Origin of the sequence: Bacteroides sp. 51 (assembly GCF_010500965.1) — a bacterium.
GTDB lineage: Bacteria > Bacteroidota > Bacteroidia > Bacteroidales > Bacteroidaceae > Bacteroides.
Genome location: NZ_QVMI01000019.1, coordinates 102,038 through 115,022, shown reverse-complemented (window position 1 = coordinate 115,022; position 12,985 = coordinate 102,038). Strand labels below are relative to the sequence as shown.

Annotated in this window: 13 protein-coding genes; 5 read left to right on the top strand and 8 right to left on the bottom strand. The window is 40.2% G+C overall.

The window, feature by feature from the left end; all coding sequences use genetic code 11:
• Positions 1-285 precede the first annotated feature (285 nt).
• From D0T87_RS15040 to D0T87_RS15025, 4 genes are all read right to left on the bottom strand, one after another.
• Positions 286-1,935, bottom strand: a complete 1,650-nt coding sequence (locus D0T87_RS15040) for a DUF6377 domain-containing protein (protein WP_163175962.1) — start codon at positions 1,933-1,935, stop codon at positions 286-288.
• A 309-nt stretch (positions 1,936-2,244) separates the two neighbouring features.
• Complete coding sequence (locus tag D0T87_RS15035) at positions 2,245-2,712, bottom strand: nuclear transport factor 2 family protein (RefSeq protein WP_239063686.1); 468 nt, start codon at positions 2,710-2,712, stop codon at positions 2,245-2,247.
• Positions 2,713-2,796: 84 nt separating this feature from the next.
• A complete protein-coding gene (locus D0T87_RS15030) occupies positions 2,797-3,675 on the bottom strand; it encodes an AraC family transcriptional regulator (RefSeq protein WP_163175961.1) in 879 nt (292 codons plus the stop codon).
• The gene (locus tag D0T87_RS15025; RefSeq protein WP_163175960.1) at positions 3,676-4,266 is read right to left on the bottom strand and encodes a SagB/ThcOx family dehydrogenase; all 591 of its coding nucleotides are present in this window, start codon (positions 4,264-4,266) and stop codon (positions 3,676-3,678) included. It abuts the gene before it with no gap.
• Positions 4,267-4,391: 125 nt separating this feature from the next.
• On the opposite strand from D0T87_RS15025, the gene D0T87_RS15020 reads away from it, so the two are divergent.
• Positions 4,392-4,616 (top strand): hypothetical protein, encoded by a 225-nt coding sequence (locus D0T87_RS15020; protein ID WP_163175959.1) that lies wholly within the window; start codon positions 4,392-4,394, stop codon positions 4,614-4,616.
• A gap of 88 nt (positions 4,617-4,704) precedes the next feature.
• A complete protein-coding gene (locus D0T87_RS15015; RefSeq protein WP_163175958.1) occupies positions 4,705-6,228 on the top strand; it encodes a M20/M25/M40 family metallo-hydrolase in 1,524 nt (507 codons plus the stop codon).
• 113 nt (positions 6,229-6,341) lie between these two features.
• Here the strand turns inward: D0T87_RS15015 and D0T87_RS15010 are convergent, their stop codons facing one another.
• A complete protein-coding gene (locus D0T87_RS15010) occupies positions 6,342-7,625 on the bottom strand; it encodes a DcaP family trimeric outer membrane transporter (protein WP_163175957.1) in 1,284 nt (427 codons plus the stop codon).
• A gap of 475 nt (positions 7,626-8,100) precedes the next feature.
• On the bottom strand, positions 8,101-9,159 hold the full coding sequence (locus D0T87_RS15005; RefSeq protein WP_163175956.1) for a class I fructose-bisphosphate aldolase: 1,059 nt from the start codon (positions 9,157-9,159) through the stop codon (positions 8,101-8,103).
• Positions 9,160-9,289: 130 nt separating this feature from the next.
• Between D0T87_RS15005 and D0T87_RS15000 the strand changes: the two genes are divergently transcribed.
• Complete coding sequence (locus tag D0T87_RS15000) at positions 9,290-10,003, top strand: HAD family hydrolase (RefSeq protein ID WP_163175955.1); 714 nt, start codon at positions 9,290-9,292, stop codon at positions 10,001-10,003.
• A 44-nt stretch (positions 10,004-10,047) separates the two neighbouring features.
• Here D0T87_RS15000 and D0T87_RS14995 read toward each other — a convergent pair whose 3' ends face one another.
• A complete protein-coding gene (locus D0T87_RS14995; protein WP_163175954.1) occupies positions 10,048-10,494 on the bottom strand; it encodes an acetyltransferase in 447 nt (148 codons plus the stop codon).
• A gap of 5 nt (positions 10,495-10,499) precedes the next feature.
• Complete coding sequence (locus D0T87_RS14990; protein WP_163175953.1) at positions 10,500-11,504, bottom strand: NAD-dependent epimerase/dehydratase family protein; 1,005 nt, start codon at positions 11,502-11,504, stop codon at positions 10,500-10,502.
• A 157-nt stretch (positions 11,505-11,661) separates the two neighbouring features.
• On the opposite strand from D0T87_RS14990, the gene D0T87_RS14985 reads away from it, so the two are divergent.
• Positions 11,662-11,994 (top strand): phage holin family protein, encoded by a 333-nt coding sequence (locus tag D0T87_RS14985; RefSeq protein ID WP_163175952.1) that lies wholly within the window; start codon positions 11,662-11,664, stop codon positions 11,992-11,994.
• 166 nt (positions 11,995-12,160) lie between these two features.
• A complete protein-coding gene (locus D0T87_RS14980; RefSeq protein WP_163175951.1) occupies positions 12,161-12,949 on the top strand; it encodes a metal-dependent hydrolase in 789 nt (262 codons plus the stop codon).
• Positions 12,950-12,985: the final 36 nt, after the last annotated feature.

Sequence of the window (12,985 nt, the reverse complement as noted above, 5' to 3'; positions counted from 1 at the left end):
AACCATCCACCCCCTTGCCCCCGCCAGCGGGGGATAGGCTGCGCTACACAGCGTCTCCGCAAGGTATCCCCCGCTGGCGGGGGCAGGGGGTGGACGTTGAAGTCAGTATAGAATTAATTCATTTCCATCCCTGTTTTGAAATTAATCGCTAACACAAAACTAAATAATAATAATACACGCTCGAATTCTGCCATGAAAAAGTAGTGGATCTTAGATAATGTGCTCTGAGAACCAGTAGGTTAAACTGGTAATTAGGGGTAAAAAAGTAGTGAAACCGGAAAGATATTAATGCGGTTTTAGTGGAATTGCACCTATTTTCATCACCATTTTTTCGAATTCATCTCTCGAAACAACAGCTTTGTTTCTTCCTTTGGTGCGGTAATTATAAATGGTGCTTAATGAATAACGCAGGAAAGCGGCGATCTTTACGCTGTCTGTAATACCTAGGCGAATAAGAGCAAAAATGCGCAATTCCGTATTCAGTAACTCGCCGGGTTTCAATACGATTTGTTCCTCTTTGATCAGTAAGGCATTGAACTCTTCAACAAAAGTAGGGTAGAGGTTCAGGAAAATATTATCGAAGGTGCGGTATAGTTCTTCAAGTTCATTTTCAATCACCGTGGTGGAGCGTAGCATTTTAAATAACTCATCCAATTGCTTGCCGACAGCTTTTTTATGAAGCGCTTTTCTGTAATCCTCCAGTTTGGTGATATAAGTGGAACAAAGGTCGAAGAAATGGGCAATATATTCTTCTTTAATATGATTAGACTCAGAAAGCTGCGCATTTTTGTCCTGCAACTGATCGTTGGTCAGAGACATATCTTTGTTCAATGCCACCAGTTTATTATTCGTCTCGGAAAGTTCTTCCCTGATACGGGATACTTTCTTCATCTGCTTATAGACGTAGATTACTGCAAGAATAAGGAAGACGGAAAGGATGCTGATCAGCGTCAGATAGATTTGTAGCTGGCTCTTGCGTTTGGCTTCCTTGTCCAGATAGGCCATATTGATGATGGAATAGAATTCGGACATCTGTATGGTGCGGAATTGGACATTGCAGAATACAGCATCTTCAATGGCCGACTGCGAATATTTATAAGCCCGGTTAATATCTCCTTCTTCGTAGAAAATGGAAGCAAGCGACTGGATGGAAGCATTGTCCTTAATGGCATTCTTGATATCCATAATGGAAGATAACGTAAAGTATCGTTTTTCCTCTTCTCTGTTGCCTTTTCTACGGTATACATTGCCCAACAGATAAGTGACCATAGCAAAATTCGGATCATTATTGGCATCTATGCTATGTAGTAGGTTCTGTAAATTCTTTTCGGCTTCGTCCAACTCCCTGGCGTATATTTTTCTTTCGGCAAGATTTATCTGGTATTTTATGGAAAAAGGATCTAATACGGACAATAAAGAATCCCGGTAGAGGGTAATTTGTTTTGAATATAGTTTCCAATTACTCTCCGATGCGTAATGCTCGAAGAACTCCTTGTATGCTTCATAATAACATGGGCGTAATTCGGGACTCAGGTTTTGGCTGCTCATGCTTTTAAGTATGGCTTCCGATTCCCTGAACAGACCGGATGATGAATAAAGCATAGGCAGTTGTAGAAGTGTGGCGTCTATAAGTTCCTTTTGTCCCAGTTCTTTTGCTATTTCCAGGTTCTTTTTGACGTAATATATGGCCGAGTCCGATTTAAATTTGAGGTATTCTTTATATAGATTTTTATTGAATTGGTATTCCTGGATGGGCGAGAGATCGCTTGTGAGCATTCTTTTAATACTTGCAATCCGGATTTCTTTTTGTTGCACATACTCTTGCTTATGTGCGATGACATCGTCCAGCCCCGACAAGGTTTCATTTAAGAGATTATCGGCGGAAACCGGAAGCAGGAAAATTAGAAAAAGAAGTATGAACAAGCAGTTTTTCATATTATAGATGCTAAGCGATGGTTGCTTTTCTACGCAAACTTACATAAAAAGAATGATTTATAAATGAGTCGGATAAAAATAATTAATGAACACAGAGTCACAGAGACACAGAGTTTTTATTCTTTCTCTGTGTCTCTGCGACTCTGTGTTCATCCTATTTATAGAGGAAATATAATATAAAACCAGGTAAGCGCAACGCGTTGCTAATACTGCTTGTAAAACTTTAAATTTTTGCATGCAAAAAACGCGTTTTTTACATGCAATATATTAAAGAAAAGCAAACCCCTTTCAGAAGTAATATGGCAAGGGTTATTTCATATCCATTGGCCGGATATATGACCAATGTGTATGAATGATCTTCCACTCTTTGTTTGGTTGTAGTTTATAAACTTCGGTACAGTTCCATTGATACAATTTCTCTCCTGAGTAGGAATAAAGGTTGAAAGTGAGTACGGCTATATTTTCTGTCAATTGCACAACCGGATCAACCATTTCATATTTGTCAGCAGAGACTTGTCCCTTGATGCCGTCATAAAGTTCTTTTATGGCATTGAAACCGTCTACGCGTTTCTTCAGGTAAGGGTCGAAATACGTATAATCCTGGGCGTAGATTTGAAGGAAACCATCCGGATTCCCTTTGTTCCACTCTTCCAGGGCTGCTTTTTCCATACCGATGATTTTATTGGCAAGCGCATCATTCGGAGTGTTTTTGTTTTGTCCGAACATAGACGAGATAGCCAGAAGTAAGGCTGAGGAGAATAAAAATACCTTTTTCATATACTATTTATATTATGGATTATTGATGTGGCAAATGTATTGTCAATTCTTCAATAACCGATTATATAAATAAAGACGAAAATGTCACTTTTCATGGTTTTGGCTGTCCCGGTATTGAGTAGGAGTCGATCCGGTGTGTTTATGAAAAGAGCGGATAAAATAAGAAGGAGTATTATAATGCAGTTTATCTGCGATTTCTGTAATGGAGAGTGTTGTATAGCTTAGTAACCTTTTGGCTTCCTGCATTACTTTATTCTGGATATATATTTTGGCACTGACTCCCAGTATGTTTTGGGTAATTTCATTCAGATAATTAGCCGTTATACATAGTTTATCTGCATAATATTTCGTGTTTCTTTGGGATATGAATTCTGCATTGACCAGTTGTGTGAATGCATGCGCATGCCGGTTTACAGCTTTATTTTTACTTGCTGGCTGAGGTTCGGATACGGTATCAGCCCGATTGAGAAGCATCAGGACTTCGTAAAGCATAGCTCTGAGGATATGATGGTCTTTTTTTGAGTAGTTGTTTATTTCCGTTTTGATCTCCCGGAATAGTTGATGAATACGTACGCTTAGTTCGGGCGTTGCGTGAAGTACAAAGGAACTTCTTTCAGGATCAAGATAGGGGAGGCGTTGTAGAAAATGCGGGTCATTAAAAAAAGAAAGTAGAAATTCTTCCTCAAAGATAAGGGCGTACCCGTTCAATGTTCGGTCCTCATTCCAACCGCGTACTTCACCGGGAATGGAGCATACGATATTGTTGGGATGCACCGGGTATGAATAATCGTTGATAATGAACTCTCCATTCCCCTCGGTTATCAAGGTGATATCGTAGTAGGTGAGTCTGTGTATCGGATTCCTTCGAATATATTTTTCAATCGAACGAAGTTCGACGACGTCTATAAGTAGTTCGTCGCCGTACTTCGTTTTATGAAAATTGTACTGAGGAATTGCCTTCATTTATTTTCTCTTACCAATTGTCTGAACCAGCACCGGCTGCATGTTTTCGGGTAATTTCAATGCTTCTTTTACATCTTTTGCTTCAAACCAGCCTCTTACCACCGTGGCCAGGTTTTCTGACGCACAGAATAAATAAATGTTCTGGGAAATGAAACCGGCATTAGTTGCTCCCGCACCCTGTTTGGTCTTATCTTCAACAATGGCGATATTTACCGGAGCTGTGCCAACGAAGTCTTGCTTGCCCATTTGTTTACGGAAATCACCTTTTGCTTTTTGTACCAGTTTGTTGGCTTTGGCATCGTACAAATAAGCTCCTGATTTTAGTACAACGTACAAACTCAGTTCTTGCTTGTCATTGGCAGAAGGAGCCGTACGTTTGTCTGCGCGGTTATATCCCCATGCGGCCCACAACAGGTTCGACAAGGTTTGATTGTCAAGGTCGGCTGTACTGAACTCGCGCGAAGAAGAACGTTTGTTTAATGCTTCCATAAGTGGCATACCACCTGTCTTAACCGGTTTAGGAAGCGCAATGTCCTGTGCTGAAATACCTAAAGTCATAAATAGTCCTACAATTAAAAATAGTTTTCTCATACGTTGATTTTTAATGATGATGAATATAACAATACGATTTTAAGTTTGAATATTGATCTTTGAAATATTACATTTGCGTAAATATAATGAATAATTGAATAACTGTTTTTATTTTATCACAAATTATGAAAGACCAAAGAAGATTATTACATAAATGTATGCACGCCGAAATCCCGGTGTTTGTGTTGTGTGGAAGTGATTCCTGTGCTGTGGAATCTCTAAAAGAATATTATAGAATAGCAAAAGAAAAAGGATGTACATCCGAATTCCTGGATGATTTACAGCTGCTGATTAACGATTTTGAGCTTTTTCAGAAAGAAGAACCGGAAAAAGTAGCGTTACCTGACTAATAAAAAGCGTTTTTATGACTATATTCGCAGTCAAGTTATCAAATTGGTACCTTTAATACAATCTTTCGATCATTTTAACTGCTGAAACATGTATCACTACAGAGACTACAGAAAAAAGAAAAAGAAAAAGACCGGGAAAATAATTGCTGCTATTTTTATTTTATTGCTGACATTGGTAATTGTAGTTGTAATTAGAACATTAACTTATCCTTTTGTAAAGTTTGAAACACAAGAAACGACAGAGACTATTGATTATAGCACATCAGATGAAGCCGTTCAGCGTTTAGCAAAAGCCATTCGTATTCCTACAATAAGCGAAGATGTAACTAAAATATCCGATAATCCTTTTGATCAGTTTAAAGCCTACCTGCCGTCAGCCTATCCGGAAGTGTATAAAACTATGGATACATTAAGTATAAACAAGTATGGCCTTCTTTTCCGTTGGAAAGGAAAAGATACTTCCCGCAACCCTATATTATTCCTTGCTCACTATGATGTTGTTCCTGTTGCCGGATATGAAGGTGGTGAAGAACACCTGAGCGCGTGGGATTATCCTCCATTTTCGGGAGAAGTTGCCGAGGGACGTATTTATGGGCGTGGCACTCTTGATGTGAAGAGTATGTTATTGGCCCAGTTGGAGGCTGCGACTACCTTGTTGATTGATAGCTTCCAGCCCGAACAAGACATCTGGTTTGCTTATGGTTTCGATGAAGAAGTCGGTGGCGCTGAAGGAGCTGTTAAGATGGCAGAGTATTTTAAGGAGAAGAACATTACCTTCGATGCGGTTTATGATGAAGGCAGCATGGTTGTTGCTCCGGGTATTGCTGGAATAAATCGTCCGCTGGCTTTGGTTGGCGTTGCCGAAAAGGGATTTTGTACCCTGAATATTACTGTAAAAGGAATGGGTGGACACTCTTCAATGCCTCCTCGTAAAAGTTCATTGGTTCTGGCTGCCGAGATTATTGAAAAACTTAATAACAAGCAATTGCCGGCGGAGATTATCCCTCCTGTGGCCTCTTTCTTAAATCATATAGGTGGGAGCATGGACTTCATTTCGCGCATGACTATTGCCAATCAGTGGTTGCTTGAAAAACCTTTGTTGAGAGCATTGGAGAAAAATCCTGCAACCAATGCATTAGTACGTACCACAACGGCTGTGACGATGGCAAAAGGGAGCGATGCGCCCAATGTGCTTTCTTCTTCTGCCGGGATCACTGTAAACTTCCGTATATTGACCGGTCAATCAGTTGAAATGGTTGTGAATCACGTAAAGGATATTTGTGCTGATTATGATGTAGATATTCAAGTGGGAACAGCCCGCGAACCTTCTAATCTGTCGTCTGAAGATACACGGGCTTTCAGGGCTATCAAGAATTCTATTACCAAACTTTATCCGGAGGCTTCTGTGGCTTCATACATAACATTGACTGCTACTGATGCTCAGAAATACGAAACAGTCAGTGAAAATGTATATCGCCTGATGCCTGTATATATTAATGAATATGAGCAGCGTACCATTCATAACGATAATGAATATATCTCTTTGGAGAATTATGGTAAGATGATCGCTTACTATAAGGATATAATGCAGGCGTTTGAGATGGTGGAATAAAATGTTATTTTAAAAGAACTCCCACCACCCCGCCCTACGGGCACCCCTCCTCGAGAAGGAGGGGAGTCGCATGCGCAGCGCGGCTTGCCGCACTTGGCAGCGGTACCTTGCCGCTAAAACGAATATTGTACAAGCAGGCTGGCTCGGTTGGCTTTATTGGTTTCGCTGTTAAAGTCGGTTCTCCATCCTCTCAGGTATTCTGCTCCTAGTTGTAGGGTTGGCGAGACTTTCCAGAATGTGTTTATGGCCAGGTATTGTCCATAGCGATATGTATCGCTTCCTGTTACAGGATAATTATTTTCGGTATGTACTCTTGCCTGACTGTAGGTTCCGGATGCAAATACGTTCGGTGTGAAGTTATATTGTAGCCCTGCATACCAACCCATCATAGGTAGTATCTGCATTTTTCCTGCTTCTTCCTGATCTGGTACCAGGTCGATGTTCAGTCCACCCAAGTCATTGAAGAAGTGTCCTATACCTTTCCCGTAAGTAATTTGCCCCAGGATTTTTAGTTTTTGAGTCGGATTAAAAGTAGTACTTCCCTGTACACCCCATCCGGTTTCCGTATATGCTTTCTTGTTGATATTGCTACTATACGTCATTGTACGTAAGATTCCTGCCAGTCGGAAATGGCAGCTACCTCCCCAGTTGTATTGTACATATGCCGGAAAGTCTGGTGCGCGTTGCGTATTGATTGCAAAATTTTCTGTTTCGGTAGCATTTACTTCCGGTACCTCAATTCCTACACCAAAGCTAAAGTTCTTGAAACTGCGTGCATATCGGAGTTGGGTTGTCCGGTACAATACCTGTCCGGCTGGTCCTTCAAAATCAACTGTTGCCGGTGCTGCCGCTGCATCAGTAAATGTACCATAGTCATATCCCGCTGTAAATCCAAGTATTGAAACATATGCATGATGCATTTTCAATGAGTTTCCGCTTCCGCGAAAATATCCGTTCACATACACAAGAATGTCACCAAACCTCTTTGTTTTTCCTACCAGCTTAACGTATATACTCGATCCGGTAGCGTCCAGTTGGAATTGATTTTTATTATAGTTTCCTTCTCCCGGACGAGATATCTTAGAGGGGTAGAAGTCTTTGTTGTCTACAATTCCTCCAAAGTCATAATTAAGTTCAGTCCTTACCGTAGCGCCAATGCCCAGACTAAATGTACCTTTACTGTCAGTTAATACAAAACGTGGCGCTTTAGGGTCATGAAACCGCACTTGTCGGGTAATATCGGTAACCTGAACAATCTTGTTTTCATTTTCATCATACACCATAAAGAAAATGCGATTATCATCATCCTTTGATGAATTTGTATCTTGTGAGGCCACTCGGGGAATCCATAGAAATGCTATCCCCACCATGAATGCTAATTTGAATATTCTTCTCATATTGATTGACTTTTATGATAATATTCAAAATAACAAACCATGTAATCGAAATGTTTAACAAGATGAAATAGCTATTAATTAATTTATATAATACGGCTTGTGTTTTTTAAGTTAATATAGTTAATTTGTTAATCGATGCTATAAAAGATTGTATTAGGTTATAGAATTTGCATGGAAATATTCTCTATATTATATTTGCATAGTGTTTTTCATAGTATTAGATTTAAGGTTAACAAAAGATTGGCTGCTTGTGATAAGTGGCCTTTTCTTTAAAAAAAGATTGTTTTCTATATTTAAAGTTGTTTATTTGATTGTTTAATTGATTTAGTTTGTTAATTTCTAATGAGTTCTCTAACATGAAAGTCACGTAATAAGCCTTTATTAAAAAGGTGTATTACGTGACTTTTACTTTTTGTAATATCGGCATGGAACCAACGGTCAGCGCTAGCTAAACCTGACCGCTCCGCCTCGGGACTTAGGCTATTGTGATATTTTTGTCGAGGTATACGTCTTGAATGGTGTTTAGTAATTCAACACCCTCGTTCATCGGTTTCTGGAATGCTTTGCGTCCGCTGATCAATCCCATACCTCCGGCCCTTTTGTTTACTATGGCGGTGATTACTGCATCTCGCAGATCAGATTCTCCTGTAGATTCACCTCCGGAATTGATTAATCCTACCCGTCCCATATAACTATTGGCAACCTGATAACGGCACAGGTCGATCGGGTGGGCGGAACTTAATTCGGTGTACATCCTCTTATCGATCTTGCCAAAGTGCAGAGCCTCGAACCCACCGTTTAATGTAGGTAGCTTTTGTTTCACGATATCCGCTTTGATTGTTGCCCCCAGGTGGTTAGCTTGTCCGGTAAGGTCGGCAGCAGTATGATAATCGGCTTCGCCGGTCTTGAAAGCATTGTTGCGCAGATAACACCATAAAATGGTTACCATGCCCAATTCATGCGCATATTCAAATGCCTTGGCTATCTCTACAATTTGTCGACGGCTTTCTTCTGATCCGAAATAAATCGTAGCTCCTACGGCAACAGCTCCCATATCATACGCTTCTTTGATCGTGCCAAATAATATCTGGTCATAACTGTTTGGGTAGGTTAATAGCTCGTTGTGGTTAATCTTCACAATAAATGGTATGCGGTGGGCATACTTACGGGCTACGGAACCGAGAACCCCATATGTAGAAGCCACAGCATTACATCCGCCTTCGATTGCTAGTTTTACAATATTCTCCGGGTCGAAATATAAAGGGTTAGGTGCAAAAGATGCCCCTGCGGTATGCTCTATGCCCTGGTCTACAGGAAGAATAGAAACATATCCGGTATTTGCCAGGCGTCCATGCGCCAGAATGGTTTGCAGATTTTGCAGAACGCGATTATTACGATCGCTTGAGATCCATATATCTTCTACCGTATTCGATGAAGGTATATGCAGTAATGATTTGTCGATAGTCTTGCTGGTGTGGTTAAGATAGAATTCTTGTTTATCACCCAACAGATCATAAATTTTACCTGAACTCATATTGAATTTATTTTAGAGGGTTATTGATTTATTAATCTTACTGATAAAACAAGCTGATAATGAGATTTGTTTTTGTATTTGTGCTAAGAAAGCTTATTTTTGTGGGTAATAAATTTTATATAAAACCAATATGGAAGAAATCAAAGTAATCGCATTTGATGCTGATGATACGCTATGGGCAAATGAATCTCATTTTCAGGATATAGAAGCGGAGTATTGCCGGTTATTGGCCGATTACCTTCCGCCTGCGGATATATCGGCGGCATTATTCCAGACTGAAATGCAGAATCTGGCTATTTATGGCTTTGGAATAAAGAGTTTTACTCTTTCCATGATTGAGACGGCTTTGATTATTTCTCAAAATGAAATTGATTCGCAGCGTATCGGACAAATTATTGGTTTCGGAAAGAGGTTGTTGAATATGCCTGTTGAACTTCTACCGGATGTGAAAAATGTACTGAACACACTAGATGGAAAATATAAACTGGTTGTGGCAACTAAGGGCGATTTGCTGGATCAGGAAAGAAAATTGAAAAACTCCGGATTACAAAAATACTTCGAGCATGTAGAAATCATGAGCGATAAGCAGAACTCTGATTATGCCCGGTTAATCAAACAGCTAGGATGCGAGCCGGAGGAGTTTATGATGATCGGAAATTCTATCAAATCGGATGTTCTTCCTGTGCTTGAGTTGGGAGGAATGGCAGCGCATATCCCATTTCACGTTACCTGGGCGCATGAAACGGTTGAAGAGCCTATTACGCATCCAAGATTCGTTAAACTGAATAAATTAACCGATATACTCAGCTTCTTAAGCATTGATCCCGAACTCTTATTCGATTAGGCGGCAACGTGCCGTAGCGTTAAGGACGGACACAAGGCCCGCCCCTACATCATGCGGATAGCTAAATGCAAAATCGGAAAAGGCTTGCCGGTGCCATCCAGTTCATCTCTGGATATCAATTCAAATCCCATGTGATAGTAGAATCCCACGGCCTGTTCATTCTGTTCGTTTACATCGACAAAGCGTACTCCGAGGTTTTGGATAGCATGGTTAACCAATGATTTACCGATTCCCAGACCACGCGAAGCAGGATCTATAAATAGCATTTCCAGATGCGAACCATTTACTCCCATAAAAGCAGATATATTTCCGTTCTTATTTTTTGTACATATCAGGTTTACGTGCTGCAAGTATTCATTTCTGATCAGTGGTTTAAAAAAGACTATATCTTCTTCGGATAAGAATGTGTGGGTTGCTCTTACAGACGCTTCCCAAACTGCTATTATTTCGTCAAAGTCTTTTTCCTGGGGGTAATAGTATAGCTCTTCCATATATATTATGTATAAACTTCGTGGTGGCATGTTGTCGCAATTGACTCTTCCATTGGGATAAATGTAAATCCTATGGTTTTACGGATTTTCTCCGAGGAATATGTTTCTTGTTTTAACGCAGAAGATACGATTTCGGGAGTAAGTAAAGGAGTTTTTCCTAACATCCGGGAGAAAGCCCTGTCTAATTTTGCAGCCAGAGTCAATCCTCGTTTTCCGATAGAGATATATGGGCCTCTCTTATTCATTGCGTGGGCAATCCATGTAAATAATTGCTGGTTGGTTAGATTTTCGCTAACCAGGATAAAACGTTGATTGTAGATTTTCTGCTGCACAAGTTCAATAATGGCCCGGCATACATCACGTACATCCACATATCCGCTTTTCTGGCATGTATAGAAAGGCATTCCATTCTTAACCTGACTGAAAAGCTGTAAACTGCCTTTTGAGAAATCACCGGGGCCAAGGATAATACCGGGATTTACAATAACTACAGGAATACCTTTGGCGGATAGCTTCCATACTTCTTGCTCGGCGGCATATTTGCTGTTCGAGTAAATGGATGAAGTATTGTCTGGGTTCCAGGGAGTTTCTTCTGTAATCATTTCCCCATTTTGAGATTGTCCTAATGCACCTATGGAGCTGACAAATGCAAAACAGGAAATATGTTGTTTAAGGGATGCCTGGATCAGATTGCGGGTGCCTTCGATATTGGTTTGCTTTAGTGTCTCGGGTGAGGAACCTCCGAAAGATACAATAGCAGCGCAGTGATATACGGTGGTTATTCCTTGCAATGCTGCCTCTAATGATTGTTCATCCATTAGGTCGCCATATACCCATTCAATCTGCGACATCACTTGGCTAAAGTCCACTTGGTAGTATGAGCATATAAGTTTTAGCTCATCAAAAGAGCTGTTATTCCGCTTTAATGCACGTACCGGTTCATTCTGCTTTAACAGATGAATCAATAAATGTCCGCCTACTAGTCCGCTACCTCCGGTTACTAAAACCATTTTAATGTGTTGTATTACTGTTTTCTTTTAAATATCTTTCAAAGATATCTATTTTACGTCATTGTATGGCTTCGATCTGTTTTTTTTGTTAATCATGAACTATTATTTTATAGTGATTGTTACTTCTTTAAAGAATTATTAATTAATATAGATAGATATGGGACTTATTTTACAAATCATTATTTCAAGCATAGCGGTTTATTTTACTGCTTGGCTTCTTCCGGGAATTTCAGTGAAGAGTTTTGGCTCTGCTATTTTGGTGGCTATTGTACTTGGTGTTCTGAATGCGGTTCTTAAACCTATTCTTCAATTCCTGTCATTTCCGATCACCGTTCTTACTTTAGGTTTGTTTCTTTTGGTCATTAACACCATTATTATTCTGGTAGCGGGGGCCATTGTCGGCAATTTCCATGTCGAGAACTTCTGGTGGGCTTTACTTTTTAGTATCATCATGAGTATTGTGGTCAGCATCCTCGAAACTCTGATCTAGCAAGCAGCGAGGCGCTGCTCCCAGGTTTCTATGCAGGCGGTGAGCCACCGCACGCAGGTTTCTATGCAGGCGGTATATTAATTCCCACGAAACTTGGGTGCGGTACCTTACTGTATCTTGTATATGTCCTTAGAATTAGCGACTTTTGTGGTCAAAAATAGGATCTATGGACATATTGACACATATATTGTCGGGATTTGCAGTGGGTACGGCTTTGGCCGGCCGTTCTACAGGTACCTGGCGAACAAAAACATCTATTATACTTTTCTCCGGACTTGGGGGTGCTTTGCCCGATATTGACGCTATTAGCATGTGGTCTAAGTTTGATATGACTTTTGGCCGTTTGTTTGGGCTGAGCCATTCCGGAAAAGTAATTTACTCGGCTAAGTTCTGGTACTCTCATCATGGTTTCATGCATTCATTGATGGCGGCGCTTATATTCACTCTTGTTTTAGGTTGCCTGTTTTGGTTGTTCTCAAAACGGGAGAGGAATTCTTCTCTGATTGGTGTGTTCTGTAAATACAAATTGTTGCTGATCGGATTTGTTTCAGGATTCGTTATACATCTCTTACAGGATATGATTACTCCTGCAAGTTCATGGGGTGGGGTACGGCTTTTCTTTCCGCATGAGATTTATATCGGAGGTACCGGTGATATTTGGTGGTGGAACAATTACAATCTTTTTCTTGTTGTAGTTGGCGTAATACTCGTAAATATTTGCCTGTTGCTTATTTTTAGAAAAGATAAAGTCCGGGTCCGTAAGTTTACAGCTAGTGTCTTTCTTATTGGTTGTCTTTGTTTTGCTTGGCAGATTATGCGTATTGGTTATAATTTCAATGGAAAGAATTATACTGATTGTGAATTGAAGTCGAAAGAAATACAAAGAGAGATTCTGGGCGAGAAGATATATCGCAAGATGGAGAAATTGGACAATTTCCTTATAATATATTTCTGATGCGGCAGAGTACCGCTGCCAGGTTTTCTTAGTTAT